Consider the following 21321-nt stretch of genomic DNA (forward strand, 5'->3'; position numbering starts at 1 on the left):
GCATTGGCGTGGACATCAATAATGAAATATTCCTGAAAAAATTTATTACCTCAATAAAGTTAGATGCGCCTGCTCCAACTGTGCCCGATGCAGATGGTGCACTGTTGTGCTTTAATGCCAGGCTAAAAGAAGTGCATTTGCAATACCGGGAGCTTAAAGCTCAAAGCGATGATAATGAGTATGATTTTGTTAAGCTGGCATTGAACCATTTGCAGGAATTTAAGCTGAACCGCGATGATGATGGGTATAATATATTCAAAGAATTGTATTATGCATCGGACCATTTGTCGTTGCCAACGCCATTACAAACTAAAATGAACAAAGGGATCCAATTGCTGGAAAAGCGGATCGATTATTTCTGTTCTTATACCAAAAGAGGTTTGCCAGGCATCAATTCAAGTTATAAGGTCATGATCAAAGAGGCATTCGGCATAACGCCGGAATCGCATCCGCGGGAATGGCGCGAGAATAATTACCTCGCTGTTGTTATCGTTAAATATTTGAATGACCTTGGGTTTAACAACTATTTTTTTGACTCCGATTCCATCGTTAATGGCGAAAAGATCATGGAGACCGTATATGATTACTGTGAACGTACTACCGTACTTTTACTGATAGCCCAGCAGGAAACCTTTCGGGATATGGGTAACGATAAAAACTGGTGTTTTGAAGAATTCAAACGCTATGCCGATACCCATCCCAAACAAAGATACCAGGTGTTCTCTGTACCGAACCTCGTTGAGCCGGTAAGAGCACGCCCCCATATAAGAGAATGGTTCAGGCTAATGACTACAGCCGAGGGCGTCAAAGGCCGCCGGCTCGATTTTGATCTCAGTCACAATGGCGTTCGGGATTTCGTCAACGAAATGGCCGCAGAAATAGATAAAGCGCAGGATGAAAATTTTCGGGAACTGGTGTACAGTTAGATCCTGCCCACAATCAACAAACCCCGCTAAAATCAAACTACCGGTGTTTTTCCCGTTTTTTTACTCAGCAGTAATTACCGGTATTTTCCCCGTTTTTTATCCTCTCCACTTCCTGTAGCTTCAATACCCTAAACCCCCGCGCATGAAATACTTCGACTTTCATGCCCATATCATCCTCAAGCAGCTTTTTAGCGATAATCCCAATATAGATACTACTGTTAGCCGAAATGATGTGGCCGGCATTCCCAAACAATGTACCGACCTGCCCAATATCATTGAGTCGCAGATGCACCAAACCCAGCTGGCAGAGTTTGCCGAAGAAGTAGTGGTTGGCTGTGTACTATATGCCATGGAAAGCTTCCTGGCGCAGGAGGTACTGAAGTTGCGCACGTTGCTGCGCAGCGGCAGTCAGCATAAACTCTCGGCTACCGTGTTGCAAAACGTGGTCGATAGAAAACTGCTGCCTTTTACCGATTTTATAATGGGAAGAACGCTCAATAATTACCTCAATGCGCCGCAATCTTTTAATATCCTGCGGCGCGAAAGTTTTGCTCAACCCCTGCCTAAAAATAAAGTGAATGTCTTCTTTGTGATTGAAGGCTGTCATTCGCTGGTTGATACCAGTAATGGCATTGATATTGCCAACCAGCCCTTTTCGCCTGCTGAGATCCTGGCTAACCTCGATGTCCTGCTAGCCAAAGCGCCGGTGATCTCGGTGAACCCCGTTCATATGCAGTCATCGAACCTGGCTAACCATGCGTTTGCCATTCAGTTGGCCAACATCCAGCATTTTATTCCGCGCGGAAATGGGCTTACCAATGACGGGCGTACGGTGATACAGGGGCTATTCGATCGCGGCATTTGTGTTGATACCAAACACATGAGCTACCAATCGCGACTCCATCTGCGCACCGCCATCGATGCCAACGGCTTCCACAATGTGCAACCCCTCGTTTGCACGCATACCGGTTTTACGGGTATCCCTTTCCGCCAATGGGCCAACTTCATTACCCGCAAAATGCCCGACAAACAGGCGGTTTATGTAGAACTGGCCAAATCAATGCAGGTGAAAAATATGCCCAGCCGGCCGGGCGCGCCTGCCTTTAATATGAGCAGCATCAACCTGTTCGATGAAGAGATAGCCTGGATCGTTCAACATGGCGGCATGATCGGCCTCTCGCTCGACCGCCGCATTATTGGCTATGTGGGCAAACACGATGACGACCCCACGGGCCGTGACCCAAATTCTACCTTCATTGTCGACAAGGAATTTATTTCCGCCGCTGAATGGACAGCCCTCGAAATTCCCGATGTAGCCATTGGTAAAGCAGTGAATGAAGATGACTGTATGACCATGGCCGAACTGGAAGAAAGCGCCGATGGGTCCATTCCTGCCCGCGATGAATTTTTCTTTGATCATGTACTGTTACAGCTCAAACATTATCTGCAGGTATGCATCGATGCGGGTATTGCTTTGGAAACAGCGCAACAGCATATTTGTATGGGCTCCGATTTCGACGGACTTATCAACCCCTTCATCAATATGCCAACGGTGAAGGATATGGATGAGCTCAAAACATACATCCGCAGGAATTTCGGATTCTTCCTTAAAAACCTGGAAGATTCAAAAAGCTGGGCCTCCCGGTTAGATGTAGATAAGTTTACGGAGGATCTGTTCTATAATAACGGGTTTAATTATGTGAAGTCGAGACTGACAAGGTAGAATTTTCCCGTTTGCAACAATAATGAGAAAAGGGGTGCGTTTTTATCACACGTTAAACAAAAACCCCTATGTTCAATTTATTCAAGAAAAAAGAAGAACCCCAACCACAATCATCAGCCGGACTTTTCAGCGACCTTACCCAAAATCAACGGATGTCAGTGATCAACCTGTTGGCCCTGATCGCTTATGGTGATGATGAAGGCTCGCGTTCAGAGACGGCCTTGCTGAGTAAATACAGTAACCAATTAGGTGTACGGGCCGAAGCATCGATTTCCTATATGGAGGAAACCGGTTATGAAACCATGATCAGCGACCTCAACAAGCTAAACAGGGAACAAAAAAAGTTCCTGGTACTGGTGTCGAATAACCTTATCGGAAGCGATGGCGAGATCAACCAGGAAGAAGTGGCGGCAGTGGCAGGCTATTTTGGCGACCTGGGTATTGATATGGATGAATATATAAGTATTGTGGAGGCATCACTACGCAGATAACATTATAAAGATCCTGAAAATGGCAGTTCCTGACGGGGCTGCCATTTTTATATGCGGTCAGGATTGTAAATGTTTTAGAAACCGAAAGCTGACCCTCGTCATAATTTTGAGTCGTACGAATGGCTTGATCAATATCAATTTAATCAATACCTCTTTGCGGTCAACATTAATTTTCCCAACTTGCTGGTACCTATCCTGCCAAACCGTTTTTCCTTTTAAACGATGCTCCGTGCTAATCACCTTATCTATTCATTAAGAAACTGATTGTAACAATATTGTAGTCATGTGTATACATGGACGCTAAGCATTAGTAGCATGTTTAAACAAAATAATTGTTTTGTTTAAATAAATCATTGACATATTGAAAGCAGGGCAAACTTCTGATGAGTTGTTGGTTAAGCGATTCAATGAAGGGGATAAAAAAGCGCTTCAGACGATCTACGACATGTATTTCACCCATCTGTTCTATTTTGCGTATCGCCTTACGCAAAATAGGGCCGAGGCTGAAGACATTGCCGTGGTAACGCTGGAAATTTTGTTGCGACGCCATACCGATTTTGTGACCATGCCGAATATCAAAGCATTCGTTTTTATTACTGTTAGAAATAAATGTTTAAAATTTTTGGATGCCTCAAAACGGCACCGGGCATCGGAACAGGAGTTGGGTATTCTCAGCGATGAGAAAGATGATTATGTGCTGGCCCAAATGGTTCGCAGTGAATTTTTGATGGAAGTGTACCGTGAAATTGAAGAGCTGCCCCCGGTGCGAAAAAAAGTCTTCAAGCTATTCTATATAGACGGGCTCGATTCCCAGGAGATAGCCCGATTGCTTCGCATGACCCCGGCCGCGGTATACAATAACAAATTAAAAGCGCTGAAACAATTGCGGAATGTGTTGTTCGATAAAAAGTTGCTGCCTTTGATAGGCGGTCTTTTTATAATAAGGCAGGTGTGGAATTGTTAGAGGTAAAGGCTAGTTACGTACGAACCATAAGGAATTACCAATACGACATTATGAGTAAGGAATGTCTTATAATGGTTGAGTGGTGTCTCGTAAGGAGCCAGGAAAAAGGCATAAGTAGTCACGGGGTATGTGATCGATATTTTTATTGGATTTTAGGCTGAAAAGTTGATGGTGGTCAAGTGGGGATGCTTGTTATTAATGAGGAAGTGTGCCTTTACATGGCCGTAATTGCGCTATAATTCAATAATTTTCTTTTCCAGCTCGTCGGAAAGGCGGTCTAATAAATAGTACCAACAAATCAAAATGGCTAAAAGGAAGCCAATTATTGTAATCAGGGTTAAAGTTAGTTTGCCAGTGAAAATATCTTCCATGGTATGCAAGATGATAATGGAAATAAAGAGAGATACGCTAAGAGATTTTACTGTTGTTATTTCCAGTTTGGCATTGCCAATGTATTTCGACTTTGTTTTAAGGTCAGGATTGAGACGGGGTTTTACAGCACTGTTGTATTTTAGCAATGATAATACAAGCAAATACGCCAGTGGGGAAACGAATATAAGCTCCAGTCCTTCCAGCAATTCATTGATCAGAACTTTTTTTGTTTCCAATGGCATGAATTCTACAACCAGCCCATGAATTATTTTATATAATCCTATGCCGAGGGTGATAAACATGATGAATGCCGAAACCCACAAGCCAATCAATAGACCTGTCTCAACTATTTTTCCATGAAGGGTGATGGCCGATTCTGTTTTGTCTGTACTCATAAGCTAACCAATAAAATCGTTATCGTTTTGAAGATTGTTTGGCTGGTCTGTTGAATTGTGATCCATGGAATGCTTCAATTTATTGCCTAAAATACTCTTTACCGTATTTATGAAAGCTACCTTGCTGAAATTATGTTTTAGAAATATTTTGGGGTCATTTAACTCTTTCCAGGCAGTCAGGGGATATTCTGAATCACCAGTAATAATGATGACAGGTATGTTGGCATCCCCAACGAATTTTGCGAGGTTTTCTCCAACCTTTTCCCTGCTAACGTTGCTGGGAAAGATGTCCGTTACCAGTAGATCTATATCTTCGGATTTCTGCCAGATCCTTTCCTCGGCTGCGCTAAATGATTTGTAGTCTTCAATTTTAACTGTAAGATGCTTGTGGAGTATCTTGCAAAGTATTTCAAGCCAGTCCTTATCATCTTCTATGACTAAGATCGTTATTTTTTGGGGCATATTAATCTCCTCTTTGATCGTCTTTGAATTGGATGTTTTTTGTGGCGATTACCCGCTCAATTGTTTCTACAAATTGTCGCTTGTCAAATGCCTTTTTAGACATAAAAAACATACTTTTTAGTTGCTTTACCGGCGACAGTTCAATGTAATCTTCGGGATGTGCGGTGACTACCATGCAGGGTGTAGTGGTATCTTCCAGGTTCAAATATTTTACTATTGCGAGTATGTCCCACCCCTCGAATTTATTTCGCTCAGTGTCTTTTACCAACTGCATATCTATTGTTATAAAATGAAACCGGTCGCTTGTGATCATTTGTTTGGCCATGGTTAAATTAGAAGCAGTTAAAACAAAAAAACCTGCTTTTTCTAGATGTTTTTTAAGGTAGTCTATCCAGTCAGGATTGTCTTCAATAACCAGGACCTTGCCTTTCTTTTTGTTTTCATGAGTGTTTACTTTTGTTAAATTGTTTTCCATAATTTACAAATTTGTATTATGCCGTTTGATGGGTAATGTTAAAGTGAATGTAGAACCGCTGCTTGGGCTTGAGACCACTTTGAGGTCACCGCCATAGATAATAATAAGTTGCCTGATCTCGAAAAGCCCAAACCCGCCGCCTGTTTGTCCATTTTTCCAGAAAGAATAAAGGGGGTTGAATATTTTTTCTGAATTATCAGGCTGAATGCCGCATCCGCTATCTGTAACCGAGATAGAGACATAGGTGTCATCAAAAAAACCGCGAATGATAACAGTGCCATGTTCATTCATTGCTTTTATAGCGTTATTGATGAGTTCGAAAACGATCTCGTCAATGATCGGGGCGTGGGCGTGCACAGGAGGTAAAGTTTTCAATCCCTTTATGTCGATCGAAATGTCGGAATATATTTTGAATTGTCTTTCCTGTTCAATGTTTTGCTGCAGTTGGGCAAAGCTGATTGCTGAAGTTGGCGTGTCAAACATTAAAGGGATCTTGGCACGGATCTCGGATCCGGAGCCTAAGGCTGTTTCAGCGGCACGTAGCATTTTCAAAAACTCAGCTCTGGCTTCTTCGCTAAAGTCTCCATATTCTCCGTCCATGAAATCTTCAAGGGTTACCCGAATGGTTCCTATTGAGTTGCCAATACGATGATTTACCAGCCGGGCAAACTCCTTGGTGATCTCTATGCGGTCATAGTCGATCTTCTTTTCAAGCGCCTGGTTCTTTACGGTTATTTCGTCAAGCATCCTGGTATTATCTATAGCTATAGAGGCAGCAAGCGCAAGGTTTTCCAGTACAAAGCGTTCTTCTTTTGGAAAATCTCTATATTTAGTGCTTTCCACGTTAAAGACACCGATCACTTTGTTTTTTGCAACTAATGGAATGCACAATTCGCTCCTGGTGTCCTTTCTGCCGAGCCGGTTATATTTTAGCCGTTCGGCTGAAGTGGTAGATAGATAAACAGAAGGCTCAATTGGCTCGTTGAGGGTATCGTCTTTGTCGATAAAAGGCAGGTATACGGTTTTTCTTTGTTCGATGGCCAAACCGCAGATAGAGTCGCGGGAGATGAGCTGATTTTGATCTTTTTCCGTTGTGCTTTTTTCTACGAATAGCTGACCGTCCTTGTTAAAAAGCAGAATTTCAGCGTATTGTTTGTTCAATCTTTTTGTGGCTTCAAGGATATTGTCAAGGGTGGCTGATAGGCCCTTGTGCATATTGATGGTATCGGCTTCAATAGTGATCAGTTCCTGTAAATGCATTCTTGCCCGCCGTACGTCTTGCAGCAGGCGGAAAATATGTATAGCAATGGCTGTCTGTCCCCCAAAGCGTTTTATATTTTCTATATCATTTGCAAAGCAATCAACCATTCTGCTTTCCAGGTTTAAAACACCAATGGCAGTATTCTGAACAATAAGGGGAACCGCTAATTCAGAGACGGTTTCTTTATCGAGGTAGGGCTTGAACAGTTTTTTAGTTTCCTCGTCTGCCTGGTGAAGGTTTGCCATGTACACGCATTCTTTATTAATGTATGCCTTACCAACCAGGCTATCGTGAATGTCTACCGTTCTGCCTATGTTTTCCGGTTTTGTTGATACGATAACATCCAATTGGTCATTGTTGTTAATAAGGCAGATGTTGGCAGATTCGCCCCTTGTCATTTTAAGGGATCTTTTTATTATAAAATCGAGAATGTCGGATAGGTCAAGCTCATTGCCTTGTGTGGTTATATTGAGGTCGATTTCCTGTAATGATTCCAGCGCTATTTTCCCCAGTTCCAGCTCTTTAACAAGCCTGATATTAGTAATGGCAATTTCGGCCTGGGAAACCAGGGCCTTTAGGATATTTTCATCTATTTCAGTAAAATAATTCTCTTTCTTGCTTTCTACGAAGAATACGCCAGCCACATGGTCAGCTAAGATGACCGGGATGGCCAGTGCCGATTTTACCCCTTTATCTATTTTAGAATTAAGTCCCATATTTCCAAAACTGGTGTAGGACGACCTTTCAATCTTGCTGTTAACCAACTGCGGCTCTTTTGTTTTAACAGCCAGGCCGGTTAAACCCTGCGTGGCAGGGAATTTAAATTTTCTTAGATTTATATATAAGGGAGAAGTATATACAACTGTTAATTCATCGCTTTTCTCATTGTATTCGGCATAGTAACCAAGCCGTTCATTTAATAGTTTCAGGCATTCCTTAAGCACAGACCTCAGGATGTCACCTTCTTCTTCAATGATGGTCTTTGAAGAAATATAAGTGTCTTTGATCTTTAGGATCTTGGCTGCAAAGGTCATTTTTTGCAAAAGTTTATCCTTTTCGTCCCGTTCAATCCTTTGAATGCCACTAACAATAAAAAGGCCTAAGAAAATAAGAATGGCAATTTTAGCAAGGAGGCCAAACGCAAAGCCAATATTGTCGAGGTATATTTTATTTTCAGCAGTCAGCATATCTCTTTGGGCGATCCCAAGGAATTGAATGGCACCGTAAAACAAAGTTGCAGTCATCAACGCTGTTCCCTGGTACTTATTAGCTGCTACATTTTTGAAATAGATGGCTAATACAGCAAGGGATAAAAAGTTTAAGGTGGCAGCCGGGAGGTATCTTAGGTGAATGTTGGGAATTATGTGCCCTGAGCCTGGTATACAGCGTGCAATACCAGCTATAATGAATGCGAAGATGATCTGTTTTGGGGTTGCCAACCGCTTGATCAATTTCACAGAGAAGGGGAACCGCTTTAACCATTTTAGATCAATGAACGGTTTCTCTGATTTTGAGAGATTAATTAATACTGCCGGTAAGGTAGCCGTAAGGAACAGGTACATATTGTACAGGTCAAGAACTGTAACAAATACAAAGAGAAAATAATTATTGCTTTGGGGAGAAACGAAAAGGATGTTTACTGTCAGGTAAAGGATGTTCGCCAGCCAGGCTATGGATATGCGCTTAAATTCAGGAAGCCCAATTTTATAAGCCTGAATGCTTTGAAAACATAAGCAGAGAACTGTAGGGATCTGAAAGGCTACAATATATTTTGTGAAGCTGTCATTAAGCAGTATTTCGGTGAATATTTTTTTCAAAAAATTGAGCATGACTTTTCTGATTACTTACAATTAAATAAAGTACCTGCCGGTGTGTAAAAACATCGTCGATAAGATTTCAATGATCCCAACTTTTTTTAAGCAATCGTAAAGTCTATGCAGGAAACAGTACCGGGGTTTCGAGCACAAATCAGGTAATCATGAGGTACAAATAGATTAAGATGGATCACAGTAAGCCGTAGTTAAATATATAACCCGTAAAAAGGGGAAATCTAACCGCTAAAGAGGTGTAGTATTTCTTTGTATCAGAATCGGGGGACTTTTATGCTGGGGTAGGAGAGAGAAGAACGAAGTGGATAATAAAATAATTCAAGAACTTTATTGTACTTCCTTGGACCAGCAGATTCTTTGCTGGTCCAAGGAAGATAGAGTGCGAACTTGTTTTATTCATTTATTGTCCAGGCTCCATTCACTAATCGGCAGCTGAAACATTGCAGGATTTCTTTTGTATTGCGCATTCCATTGTTGACAAATTTTACAATCATTACCGCAACTGCCTTCGGGGTCTAATTCATACCTGGCTTCAATGCCTTTTAAAGTGGCAGGAATGCCCTGCGTCATCCACCTCGGGGCGGGAGCCTTTTTTAAGTAATGATCAAAAAACTGGGTATAGCGAACGGTATAATCTTTTTGCTCATCCTGGTCATATAAGACATGCCCTCCTTTGTCGTATTTAAGCCACCAGACTTTTTTTTCCAGCCGCCATAAGGCGGTAAAAAGCTGTTGTGTTTGGTCCTGATATTCTTGAGAGCTTTTCTTGTTGCAAAATAGTAATAGGGGGCTACTGGCCTTATTAACATTAAGTACGGTGGTTTGTTCCAGCCATTCTTCCTTATTTTTCCATAGATTGCCAAAGAGAAATCCATTCTCAACCTCATCTAGTTTGCTATTACCTGTTTCACCAATAGACAGGGCTACGTTGATAATGTTGGCATACAAAAAACCTTCACTAATGGCCATGGCACCAAAAGATTTGGAATGGGTAAAAATATAGGCGCCTAGTTTGGCAGACCAGCTATGGGAAGCGCAGCCCAATCCACTGGCATCTACATACGGCAAACTTTTTAGATAGTTGGCTGCACCTTCAATCACATTGTAAGCTTCAGGGCCAATTTTATAAGGCGTGGTATACATGTCAGGGGTAAAAACTAAATAATCATTGTTTATAAACCAGACAGGGGAGGTGCCCGGCGTTATAGCACAAACATTATAGTTTGGAATTGGAAAAAGATGCATGTTATTTGAAAAACCTCCATAAAAAACGATCAGCACTGGATATTTTTTTGAAGGATTAAAATCAGACGGTTTGTATAGAATGCCATGACCGGTTTGCCCATTCAAATGAGGAAACGTATGCAGCTCTTGTGATATCCACCGGTATCCCTGATGGGGTTGCAAATTGGTAAGTTTTTTGAATATTTTAAAATCCTTCGTTGCATAATAATTAGGGGCATCAGTAATAGATTGCCGTTGTACGATCCAGATGTCACCCTGCAACGATTTTACAGGTGGCTGGCCGTTATTAGGTATACTTAATTGTCGGAATCCATTCATATTCATAAACCATGCACCCATTGATTGTAATTTTGGTTCGCTGGCCGAGCCCGTTTTTGTTCGGTAGAGACCATATGTTTTATTATTGGCATGATATGCTAACAATAACAAAGATTTGTTTCTATTTATAACAGGAACTGGATTACCATTCCTTTCACTATTGAAAACTCTGAGTATGATGTCATTTTTAAGACCATAGCCATTGGTTAAATTGATCGCTTTTTTTTGCCCGGTAATGTCCAGTTGCCAGATGTCGCGGTTGTCATACACTAGCAGTCCTTTATCGTTTTCAAGCCAGGCAGCCGGCCCATAAGGTCGTTCGTCTTCTTTATCTGTAAGTAAAAGCCTAAAAAGTAGTCCATTTAGTTTTGCCGGTATACCAGCGGAAATATTGGTGGTTTTTCCGGTGCTCAGTTCATAACTAAAATAATTATATTCTTGTTTGGGATCAAAATAAATAAGGTAATTGCCATCCGGTGAAAACCAATAAAAATTAAAATAAACTGGTAATAATACCTGCTTTCCATCTTTTAATGTAATCAGCCATGTAGTACCTGTGTTATCTCCATTGCTGTTTTCCCAGAAACGATCACCTACATTTCGGAGATTGTTTCTTTTAATAATGGCATAATCCCCTTGCAACAGTGACAATTGTTCACCTTCACTTCCTTGCCATTTTACCTGACCATCTTCTATGTCAATAATGGCATTAACAGTTTTGTTTTGTTTTAATACATTTTCCTGCGCCGTCTGTAGTTGCAGGTCTTTATGATCCCATACTTCCAAATTAACGGCGTCTGGCGCTGGTTGTTGAAGTATCAACGGTTGTTGCTGGAGTATGAGATTGAGATATAGGCCATTGTCTGAAAAACTAGCTGAAACTATTGTTGTACCTGGTATCAGGCTGGTTTTTTGTTGATTAATTTTAATACTAGCTTTCGAATTACCCTCTTTGTAGTGCCAGATGTACTTTGACATATTGCCATTTGAAATTTCATTTACTATAAAGATCACCTGTTTTTCTGCTAGATCAAATTGGAGATTTGATACTACATCCGAAGGGTCGTGGAAGGTGTAAATATTTTTACTAGTTTGATCGGTGAAATTATTATATTGTAACTCAGTTCCGGTATTTATAATGAGCTTGTCACCACCGGGAGAAAAAAAATAAGATTTCACACCAAGAAATCTTTGTTCTCTGTCAGTTTGCAAGTTATATATGATCAATTGTTTGGAAGAATCATAAGTCTCGCAAACAAGCCATTTTTTTGCTTTGTCAAAAGTATACAATTTTACGTCCTGAAATTGCCTGGTTTTTCCTGTTAACAGGTTAACCAATACAACCATATTGTCTATGGCTGTTTGATAGGCCATCCATTGATTCAGTTGACCGGTTACTATATGAGATTTGACATTGATTATAGTTTTAAATTTATTAGTGCCTAACTGTAAGAGACACAGGGAATCTTTACGTTGCATAATATATTGATTGTTATTGGCGGCAAAAAAGCCGGGTTGCCAGTTCACAAAAGCGTATCGCCACTTGGTGCCATTCGTGGCTTGTATAATGAGGCTGTCAAGTTTTTTTTGCCCCATGGGACTTCCTGCAACACATTCAATGCCATACGCAAAATAGCGTCCATTATTACTAACTGCTAAATAGGGACTCATTTGTTGCCAGGAATCAATTATTTTAAAGTCTATTAGGTTTTTATTGTTTTGACTTACATTGTTATGGGCATAAGTCCACATGTATTTATTGATATCCCATCGGTTGCTTTGAGTTGTAGGCAGGGATTTGCTGATGGGTTGTATATTTGTTTGAGCATACATAGATAGTGTGCACACAAACAGAAAGAGGTAGGAGACTAAACTTCTCATTGATTTGATTTGTAATTAAAGGTTTGTATTTGATGGTAATTACCGGCTTCTTTTTTTCCAAAAAAATTAACCTATTTTATTTTTTGATTTGATAGAAACCCGTTGATTTGAATTAAGTAACCTTAGATAATCTTATATTATTTTTTTTATTTTTCGGTTAGATTGGTGAATACTCCGGGTTTTACTTATAACAACACATAACAAATTAACAACTCATGACCGATAGGGAAGATGATATAGCTAAATTGATCAAAAGACACAATCAGGGTGAATTAACTGACAATGAACGCAATACCCTGATAGATTGGGTGAATGAATCAGACGAGAACCGGCGGGTGTTCAATGAGTTGACCAGTGAAAATGGGGTGCAACTGGCAGTGCGTGAGATGTACGCTTTTAAGCGGCAACATCATACAAATGAACCGGCTGTTGTAGAATTGTATCAGGGTAAAACATACTGGTTTAAATATATTCTGGCAGCAGCAGCGATAATAGCTGTGGTATCTATGGTGTGGATGTTCGCTATCAATAGCCGAAAAAACAACCCCGTTGCTGTTACAAAAACAGTTACAAAGAAAACATTCCAGGATCTTGCACCTGGCGGTAATAAGGCTGTGCTAACGCTGGCAGATGGCTCAACTATAGTATTAGATAATAAAAGTAATGGCGTAATTGCCGAGGAAGGCAAAACAACAATCAACAAAAAAGAAGACGGGCAATTAGAATATAAAGCCCAAGGGTTAGCTGCAACCGAAGGCGCCGCCCGTTATAATACCATCAGTACGCCCCGGGGTGGGCAGTACCAACTCACTTTACCAGATGGCAGTAAGGTTTGGTTAAATGCAGCCAGTTCCCTGAAGTTCCCTGTGGAGTTTTCAGGCAAAGAACGGGTGGTACAATTAACCGGCGAAGCCTATTTTGAAGTAGTGCATAAGGATCTTCCCTTTCAAGTGGTTGTAAATAATGCAATGAAAGTGCAGGTGCTAGGGACCCACTTTAATATAATGGCATATGAAGAGGAGGCAGCGGTGAAGACAACATTGCTGCAGGGTAAGGTGAGGGTGGAAAATGAACAGCAGCAAGCGGTGACTTTACAACCAGGCGAACAGTCACTGTTAACAAGTGGCGGCCTGAAGGTAAAAACAGATCCAGATGTAGCCGAAGCGGTGGCATGGAAAGATGGCAAGTTTAAATTCGTGCATGCCGATCTGAAAGCAGTGATGCGTAATTTAGCCCGGTGGTACGATGTTCAGATTGAATATGATAAAAATGTGCCAGAAAAGTCGTTTAGCGGGGAGATCTCCCGCCGGTTGAATGCCTCGGAGGTGTTGAGTGTGATTGAATTTGCAGGCGTTCATTTTAAAATAGAGGGAAAGAAAATAATGGTTTTGCCTTAATAATAGGCTCTAAAATAATATTGCGTTGCTCCCCCTTTAGGGGACTGGGGAGCAGAGGTTGCACTTATGAAGAACCCTTAAACAAGGCATTTACTTCACAAATGCGTTGGCTTAGAAAGCCCTTGTGAAGAAGAGAGGGCTTTCATTTCTTACCAAAGATATTCCTAAAAGAATTCGCCTTTTCCTGCCATTAAGCCAACTCCTGTAACAACCATCACGCACATCTACAAGCTACATAATTACTTATCCGGTGGACCATTAAACTTTAGGCGGTTAACTAAAATAAAAACCGTTCCAGATGCGACCTGGAACGGCGGACATTTGGGTTAACCCTCGCCCGAACGGAAATTTATCCGGGCGGGCTATCAACAAATTTCTCTGCTTAGAAACTGCTTTATTGTTAAACCCAAACTACTCCAAAGTTATGGAAATAACTGCTTATTGTCACCGGTTGGCCGTTTTCGCAGCAATGAAACCCCATCAGGTGCTAACCAAAAAAATAGCGATGGTTATGAAACTGACTGCCATCATTCTTTTAGCTGCCTGCTTACAACTAAGTGCCAGGGGAGTGTCGCAAACCCTCACATTAACGCTTAAAAACGCCTCGCTTGAAAAAGTTTTTGCTGAAATACAAAAGCAAACAGGCTATTCTTTTTTCTACGAAGATGGCTTATTAAAAAAATCCAAACCGGTTGATATTGTAGTGGTTAAAGCTTCCATAATACAGGTGTTGGACATGTGTTTTGCGAGCCAGCCATTTACTTATAAGATAGTTAATAATGCCATATCGGTTCGCAAGAAGGAGCAAATTGTAGAAGTTTCTTTCAAGCCTGAAACGGGTGACCCGGTTACTGTTAATGGAAAGGTGACTGATCCGCAAGGAAATCCATTGGTTGGGGCCAATGTAAAAGTGAAGGGAAGTAATGTAGGAACAACTACTGATAATTTGGGAAGATTTTCTTTATCTAACATTGATCCAGAGGCGATATTGGAGATTTCATATGTGGATCATGACCCACAGACGTTTCACATAAAGGGAAAGACGTTTTTTACGATTGCTCTCAGTCAGAAACAGACGGAATTAGACGAGGCTGTTATCATTGCATATGGTAAAACTTCCCGTCGTTTTACCACAGGTAATATCGCTACATTAAAAGCGGCTGATATTGAAAAACAGCCAGTACAAAATCCCTTGCTGGCCTTACAGGGAAGAGTGACTGGTATTGAGGTAACCCAGTTAACTGGTTTGAATGGTGGTGGTGTACGTGTAAGAATTCAGGGGATTAACAGTATTAAAAGTGGATTGGATCCATTGGTTGTGGTAGATGGTGTGCCCTATCCAACTCAACTGGTGGGGGCCGGCCTTCTTGAAGCTGCTCTTCAAGGCGGTAGTCCACTAAATTATATCAATCCGGCCGATATTGAATCTATTGATGTCTTAAAGGATGCAGATGCTACAGCTATTTATGGGAGCCGGGCTGCCAACGGGGCCATTTTGATCACTACCAAGAAAGGAAAGGCAGGCCGTAATAAATTAAACCTGAACCTACAACAAGGTTGGGGAAAGGTAATGCGAAAAGTAGACATGCTCAATACCCGACAGTACCTCGATATGCGTTATGAAGCGTACCGCAATGACGGAATCATTTGGACAGCTCCTACGTTTACAGCCAATGATTTGAAAGTTTGGGATACAACACGCTTTACTGACTGGCAAAAGGAACTGATAGGAAGGACAGCAAAGTATACCAATGTAAACGCTACTATTTCCGGTGGTACAACAGCTGTACAATATCTTGTGGGGGCTACGTATAACAGACAAACCACAGTGTTTCCTGGTGACTTTGATGATAAAGCTGGAAGTATGAATTTTAATCTTACAAGCGGAACAGCTAATCAACGGTTAAAAATACAATTATCAGGCAATTATCGGTATGACCAAAATCGAATGCCTGGGATTGATCTTACGCAAAAGGCTTTGTTACTTGAACCTAATGCCCCTGCTTTGTACAATCAAGATGGAACGCTGAACTGGGCGCCGGACGCTTCCGGTAAAAGTACTTGGACTAATCCATTGGCTGCTACCGTATCTGCAGAATTCAGCAATGTATCTAAAAATCTGGTCAGCAATCTCATTCTAAGTTATAGATTGCTAAATGGACTCGAATTTCGCTCAAGCATAGGGTATACCAACTTACAATCCCTAATATACCAGTTACAAAGATTGGAATCTTTTGCGCCAGAGGTAAGGCCAACTGCGCAAAGATCGACCGCTATGGGCAACAGAAATATGAGTTCCTGGATCGCAGAGCCGATGTTACAGTATAATGGCCACATAGGTAAGGGAAAAATCGATGCCCTGTTGGGGAGTACCATTCAGAAGACTAGTTTTACTTTTTTAGGTATATTGAGTACTGGTTTTGATGCAGACATATTGATGAAGACTATGAGTGCTGCCCGTTCTAATACGATTGTTTCATCTATAACCGGTATCAGTCGTTACAACGCCCTATTTGGTCGGCTGAGTTATAATTTGAAGGATAAATACTTATTAAACCTTACCGTTCGTCGTGACGGTAGTAATAAATTTGGTGATAAAAATAAGTTTAACAACTTTGGCAGTTTAGGAATGGGATGGATTTTAAGTGAGGAAGAATGGCTCCGCAAACAATTGAATTTCTTGAGTTTTGCCAAATTGCGTTCCAGTTATGGAATCACCGGAAATGATCAAATTCCCGATTTTAGTTATTTAAGCATTTACGGTATAAATAATCCTACTGTTTTATATCAAAACCGGATCAGTCTTGAAGCCAGGAATATTCCCAACCCGTACCTTCAATGGGAGCGCACCGCGAAATGGCAAAGTGGGGTAGACTTGGGTGTATTCCATGACAGGATATTGATTGGTATAACCTATGCCAGGAATCGGTCTTCCAATCAGTTAATTGATTATAATATTCCGTCTTATTCAGGCTTTCAAACGATCGTGAAAAATTTGCCAGCTACTGTTCAAAATACCAGTTGGGAATTTACTTTAAACACAATTAATATAAGGTCCAGGAATTTTAACTGGGTAACCAGCGCCAACCTTACGATCCCACGAAATAGACTGATCAAATTTCCTGGTATAGAATTCACCAGCTATGCCGATGGTACACAAGGCGTTGTCGTAGGTCAGCCACTGGGTGTTAAAAAAGTATATCATTATGCTGGTATCAATCCAGCCAATGGCAATTATTTGGGGTTGGATGCCAATGGCAATCCAAATATTGATATTCCTAATCGAAATATTTTTATTGCTGCTATTTCAAATTGGTATGGCGGTTTGGTTAATAGTTTTACGTTTAAAAAATTTCAACTCGAGGTTATAGTTCAGGTTGTGCGCAAACGGAGCACCCGCGATTTTGAATGGTCTAACGGAGTAACAACTCCCGGGAGATTTGGTAACGGAACTGGCAATCAACCGGTAGCCGTATTAAACCGGTGGCGGAAACCCGGAGATGATGCTATGGTTCCCGGTTTTACAACCGGCATTCTTGCAAATTCTGTCACGGCCAGTGATGCCTGGTATACACTTGATGCTTCTTACGTACGGTTAAAAAACCTATCAATGTCATGGCAATTACCTGATCCTTTGTTGCGGAAATTGCATATACAGAATTTATTAATCTATCTACGCGCCCAAAACTTAGGAGTAATCACACGTTATAAGGGCATTGATCCCGAATCGGGAGCAACCGGTTTGCCGCCTTTACAATTAATAACGGCAGGAGCTACTATTGAATTGTAATGCCTTTATTGAACATCTATTTTTTGTAAGCATTTTGAATAAATCCCTGTTATTATGCTACTTACTATAAATTCGAAAAATGAAGGACTTGTCTTTATTACGGCTTGGATGATTGTGCTTTTTTCAACCTGTTTAATGATGGGTTGTAAAAAATTGGTAGAATCGGACCCTCCATCTGATTCCGTAACAGATGTGACTGTATATTCATCAGATGCTACGGCTATTTCAGTGCTCAACGGTATATACTCAACAGCTAATAACTTCACATTTCAAGGGGCAGGAAGTATTAACGTTTTAGCCGGTTTGGATGCAGATGAGTTAACTTTATACAATGGAGTAACTTCTGATTATACGAAGTTGGGCCATTACAGAAATCAGTTATCACAAATAGTTAACAAGCCCTTTTCAGGAGCAGAAAATTGGCCATTTCTCTATAGTTTCATTTTTAAATGCAATGCCGCTATTGAGGGATTATACGGTAGTGAACACCTTACACCTGCGGTAAAACAGCAATTGTTAGGTGAGGCTCAGTTTTTTCGCGCCCTCAATTATTTTTACCTGGTAAACCTTTTTGGGGATGTGCCCCTCCCTATAACAACCGACCCCGAAATAAATACAAAGTTGGCCAGATCTTCACGGGAAAAGGTATATGAGCAGATCATTGCCGATCTGCAACAGGCTGAAGAAAAGTTAAGTGCCGACTATTTAAATGAAACTCTATTGGGTACTTCCCAAGAAAGGACTCGGCCTACCAAATGGGCGGCTACGGCTTTGCTCGCAAGAGTTTATTTATACACCAAGGCATGGGGAAAAGCAGAGGAAAAGGCAACGAGTGTGATCAATAATAAATCCTTTTTTGAGCTTCTTCCTTTAAATAGTGTTTTCCTGAAAAACAGCCGCGAAGCCATCTGGCAGTTGCAACCTACAGCAATTAATTTTAATACAGTAGATGCACAACTCTTTATTATCCCACAAACCGGGCCTAGCGTTTTCTTTAACCCGGTTTTTTTAAGTGATACCCTAATAAATAGTTTCGAGCCGGATGACCTACGGGCTAAAAATGGGAACTGGATTAATACGACTATTTATAAATTGACGCCTACTTTGAATGATACTGTGGCTTATGCATATAAATATAAACTCAATTTGCCGGATGCTTCCATTACAGCAACAACCGGACCGGCAAATATGAAAGAGTATTTTATGATGCTTCGTTTAGGTGAACAGTATTTGATAAGGGCTGAAGCCAGGGCGCAGCAGGGAAATCTTATGGGGGCAAAAGAGGACCTGAATTCCATACGCAAACGTGCATTTTCGCCGGAAAAACCGGTTACTGTGAATGATAAAGACGGGCTACTGGCGGCTATTTTACACGAACGGCAGGTTGAGTTGTTTACTGAACATGGGCATCGCTGGCTTGATTTGAAAAGAACAGGTAAAGTGGATGAGGTGATGAAAGGCATTACCCCCTTTAAGGCAAATGGGGCGCCTTGGCAATCGTACCAGCAATGGTATCCTTTACCATTAACGATTGATTTGCAACGGGCGCCTAACCTAGTGCAAAATGAAGGTTATTAAATTGGGACATTAATAATTTAATCAACAATTATAAGAATAGGATAAGTATGAATCGAATATTATGCTTAATAGCCCTTATACCGTTCTGGGGAAAGACACAGGAACAAGATAGATTTCCAGATATTGTCTCTGTGAGTTCTAATTCAGAAAAAGTTCCCAATTTTTCGACTTTACCCAGGATAGAAGGAATACAATGGGCCAACGAGTTGAGTTTTCAGGATGTGCAAGAAAAAGCAAAAAGAGAAAACAAATATATTTTCCTTGATTGCTATGCCACCTGGTGTGGGCCTTGTAAGGATATGGATAAAAATGTATTTGTAAATGATTCTGTTGGCGAATTTTTTAACCGATATTTTATCAGCGTAAAAGTGCAGATGGATAAAACGGAGAATGACAATGAACAGATAAAACGCTGGTATCAGGACGCGGCTAATATTGGTAAACAATATAAAGTAGGCGGTTTCCCATCTTTTATTTTTTTGTCACCCAAGGGCACCTTATTACAACAAGATATGGGGTACAAAATAGCGATTGAGTTTTTGTCAATCGCCAAGACTGTCATTCAACCTGGCAGGGTATATGAAAATCCTTATGCGGAGTATGACCGCTTGGTGGCCCAATACAGAAAGGGAATTGTACATTATGACCGAATGGCTTATATGATACAGGTTGCACGGGAATTTGATACAGCTTTGGTTCGGCCCTTGACCCAACTCTTTAGTGAGTATATAAGCAAGCTGGATGCTTCACAACTATATTCAAAAAACATTATCCAATTCTGGAGCGGGAAAATCTTAAAAAGCAATTCGCGGGAATTTAAGTTTTTTTTAAAAAATGGTAAGCAGATAGATCGTGTAATGCAGCAAAAGGGGTATGCAAAGACTGTCGTAGACAAAACAATTAATTATGAAATGGTAGTACCATTTTTAGTTGAGCAAAATACCAATCCCATTATTCCAATGGCAGGCATGTATTTGAGCGGTAGTAGCTTTAAAACAGATAGCAGTGAGGCAGACTGGACAAGTTTATACAATGCTATCCGTGATAAATTTAACACCGATATTGCGCAAAGAAATGTTTTGACTGCAAAGATTGAATGGTACATGCGTCATTGGAACTTCCAGGCTTATTGCGAATCTTACTTGGCTAGGTTAAAAAAATATCCGCCTGAACTAGATAAAGAAGGATATCTTATTAATAATGCTGCTTGGAGTGCATTTTTACATGTAAATGACAAAGCCATGTTGAATGGGTATATAAAATGGATGAAAGCAGTTATTAACTGCTGCCCTCCAAGAGGATCTTGGTTGGATACTTATGCTAATTTATTGTACAAGGTGGGAAGAAAAAAAGAAGCAATGATCTGGGAAGAAAAAGCCATACTATTAGGTGATAGAAGCGCAGATATGTTTAGGGCGACTTTGGAAAAAATGAAGCATGGATAGCCTGCTTTTATATGATTTCAATTAGAAAATCGGTTATAAAAATATTTTGTTATGAGAAATTTTATTCATTCGATTATATCTGGATGTATATTCATTACACTTGCAACCTTTTTTTTCTCCTGCAAAAAAGATGCAATTCCAGTTCGGCCGGTTGCCTCATTAACAGTTACTAATGCTATAGTAGGTTCAGTTTCATTTAGAGTGGGAAATATTGTATTGCCTATCTTTATTTATGATTATGCGCAGTTAAGTATAATAGCAGGGGAATCTGATCTTTATGTGTGGCCTGCTGGGGATTCTGCTCATCCTTACTTTCAACAACCAAAGTTTTATGCGGAAAACAGGGGCGTTTATTCCGTTTTCCTGGCTGGGCAAGCTCCCAACAATGTTACAGGAATCGTGTTGCAGGACAATATTCCCTATCATACGGATAGTACCTGTGGCGTCCGAATTATCAATTGTAGTCCGAATAGTCAGCCATTAAATATTACCTTATCTACATCACCAATGGTAAATGAAGTAAGTAATCTAACTTATCTACAACATACCGATTTCAAACTTTATCCGGCAAAGGCAGCTAATACCTCTTATGTCTTTCAAGTTCGTAATGCTGCGGATAATACCTTGCTCGGTAGCATTGCGCTTCAAACACCTCGCTTTGCCAACGTTACGCTAGTAATAAAGGGTATGTTTGGTACTTCTAGCTTTGGGATATTTCGTGTAAGGAACGATAGATAAAATGGTTTTGCCATCTTTGGGGATTCATTAC

At 40.7% G+C, this 21321-nt stretch carries 14 protein-coding genes; 9 read left to right on the top strand and 5 right to left on the bottom strand.

All coding sequences use genetic code 11. The features are described from left to right. The first annotated feature begins 8 nt into the window (after positions 1–8). The 4 genes from A3860_RS31585 to A3860_RS31600 all read left to right on the top strand — a co-directional run bounded on the left by A3860_RS31585 (position 9) and on the right by A3860_RS31600 (position 4104). A complete protein-coding gene (locus A3860_RS31585) occupies positions 9–926 on the top strand; it encodes a hypothetical protein (RefSeq protein ID WP_081154303.1) in 918 nt (305 codons plus the stop codon). A gap of 142 nt (positions 927–1068) precedes the next feature. Continuing rightward, positions 1069–2649, top strand: coding sequence for an amidohydrolase family protein (locus A3860_RS31590; protein WP_081154306.1), 1581 nt, complete (start codon positions 1069–1071; stop codon positions 2647–2649). A 68-nt stretch (positions 2650–2717) separates the two neighbouring features. Further along, a complete protein-coding gene (locus tag A3860_RS31595) occupies positions 2718–3140 on the top strand; it encodes a hypothetical protein (protein WP_081154309.1) in 423 nt (140 codons plus the stop codon). A gap of 361 nt (positions 3141–3501) precedes the next feature. After that, on the top strand, positions 3502–4104 hold the full coding sequence (locus A3860_RS31600; protein ID WP_081154312.1) for an RNA polymerase sigma factor: 603 nt from the start codon (positions 3502–3504) through the stop codon (positions 4102–4104). Positions 4105–4337: 233 nt separating this feature from the next. Here the strand turns inward: A3860_RS31600 and A3860_RS31605 are convergent, their stop codons facing one another. The 5 genes from A3860_RS31605 to A3860_RS31625 form a co-directional block, all read right to left on the bottom strand. Beyond that, positions 4338–4871 (bottom strand): hypothetical protein, encoded by a 534-nt coding sequence (locus tag A3860_RS31605; protein WP_081154315.1) that lies wholly within the window; start codon positions 4869–4871, stop codon positions 4338–4340. Positions 4872–4874: 3 nt separating this feature from the next. Beyond that, the gene (locus A3860_RS31610) at positions 4875–5333 is read right to left on the bottom strand and encodes a response regulator (RefSeq protein ID WP_081154318.1); all 459 of its coding nucleotides are present in this window, start codon (positions 5331–5333) and stop codon (positions 4875–4877) included. A gap of 1 nt (position 5334) precedes the next feature. Then, positions 5335–5808: a response regulator gene (locus A3860_RS31615; protein ID WP_081154321.1), complete on the bottom strand. Its 474-nt coding sequence runs from the start codon at positions 5806–5808 to the stop codon at positions 5335–5337. A gap of 3 nt (positions 5809–5811) precedes the next feature. Beyond that, a complete protein-coding gene (locus A3860_RS31620; protein ID WP_081154324.1) occupies positions 5812–8898 on the bottom strand; it encodes a sensor histidine kinase in 3087 nt (1028 codons plus the stop codon). Positions 8899–9294: 396 nt separating this feature from the next. After that, positions 9295–12342: an alpha/beta hydrolase family protein gene (locus tag A3860_RS31625; RefSeq protein WP_143774357.1), complete on the bottom strand. Its 3048-nt coding sequence runs from the start codon at positions 12340–12342 to the stop codon at positions 9295–9297. 215 nt (positions 12343–12557) lie between these two features. On the opposite strand from A3860_RS31625, the gene A3860_RS31630 reads away from it, so the two are divergent. The 5 genes from A3860_RS31630 to A3860_RS31650 all read left to right on the top strand — a co-directional run bounded on the left by A3860_RS31630 (position 12558) and on the right by A3860_RS31650 (position 21290). Then, positions 12558–13739 carry a FecR family protein gene (locus tag A3860_RS31630; protein WP_081154330.1) on the top strand — a complete coding sequence of 394 codons (1182 nt, stop codon included), beginning with the start codon at positions 12558–12560 and terminating at the stop codon, positions 13737–13739. A gap of 298 nt (positions 13740–14037) precedes the next feature. Then, positions 14038–17529 (top strand): SusC/RagA family TonB-linked outer membrane protein, encoded by a 3492-nt coding sequence (locus tag A3860_RS31635; RefSeq protein WP_081154333.1) that lies wholly within the window; start codon positions 14038–14040, stop codon positions 17527–17529. A gap of 54 nt (positions 17530–17583) precedes the next feature. Then, positions 17584–19107 carry a RagB/SusD family nutrient uptake outer membrane protein gene (locus A3860_RS31640; RefSeq protein WP_081154335.1) on the top strand — a complete coding sequence of 508 codons (1524 nt, stop codon included), beginning with the start codon at positions 17584–17586 and terminating at the stop codon, positions 19105–19107. 47 nt (positions 19108–19154) lie between these two features. Next, entirely contained in the window at positions 19155–20552 is a 1398-nt protein-coding gene (locus A3860_RS31645) for a thioredoxin family protein (RefSeq protein ID WP_081154338.1), read from the top strand. Between the two features lie 51 nt (positions 20553–20603). Continuing rightward, a complete protein-coding gene (locus A3860_RS31650; protein ID WP_081154341.1) occupies positions 20604–21290 on the top strand; it encodes a hypothetical protein in 687 nt (228 codons plus the stop codon). Positions 21291–21321 lie beyond the last annotated feature (31 nt).

Origin of the sequence: Niastella vici, assembly GCF_002077945.1 — a bacterium.
Taxonomy (GTDB): Bacteria; Bacteroidota; Bacteroidia; order Chitinophagales; family Chitinophagaceae; genus Niastella; species Niastella vici.

Bases quoted from the DNA above. Each gene is read 5' to 3' on its own strand.
- A3860_RS31605 (WP_081154315.1), bottom strand. From the start codon at position 4,871: ATGAGTACAGACAAAACAGAATCGGCCATCACCCTTCATGGAAAAATA.
- A3860_RS31630 (WP_081154330.1), top strand. From the start codon at position 12,558: ATGACCGATAGGGAAGATGATATAGCTAAATTGATCAAAAGACACAAT.
- A3860_RS31645 (WP_081154338.1), top strand. From the start codon at position 19,155: ATGAATCGAATATTATGCTTAATAGCCCTTATACCGTTCTGGGGAAAG.
- A3860_RS31640 (WP_081154335.1), top strand. From the start codon at position 17,584: ATGCTACTTACTATAAATTCGAAAAATGAAGGACTTGTCTTTATTACG.
- A3860_RS31610 (WP_081154318.1), bottom strand. From the start codon at position 5,333: ATGCCCCAAAAAATAACGATCTTAGTCATAGAAGATGATAAGGACTGG.
- A3860_RS31590 (WP_081154306.1), top strand. From the start codon at position 1,069: ATGAAATACTTCGACTTTCATGCCCATATCATCCTCAAGCAGCTTTTT.
- A3860_RS31615 (WP_081154321.1), bottom strand. From the start codon at position 5,808: ATGGAAAACAATTTAACAAAAGTAAACACTCATGAAAACAAAAAGAAA.
- A3860_RS31650 (WP_081154341.1), top strand. From the start codon at position 20,604: ATGAGAAATTTTATTCATTCGATTATATCTGGATGTATATTCATTACA.
- A3860_RS31625 (WP_143774357.1), bottom strand. From the start codon at position 12,342: ATGAGAAGTTTAGTCTCCTACCTCTTTCTGTTTGTGTGCACACTATCT.
- A3860_RS31635 (WP_081154333.1), top strand. From the start codon at position 14,038: ATGCGACCTGGAACGGCGGACATTTGGGTTAACCCTCGCCCGAACGGA.
- A3860_RS31620 (WP_081154324.1), bottom strand. From the start codon at position 8,898: ATGCTCAATTTTTTGAAAAAAATATTCACCGAAATACTGCTTAATGAC.
- A3860_RS31595 (WP_081154309.1), top strand. From the start codon at position 2,718: ATGTTCAATTTATTCAAGAAAAAAGAAGAACCCCAACCACAATCATCA.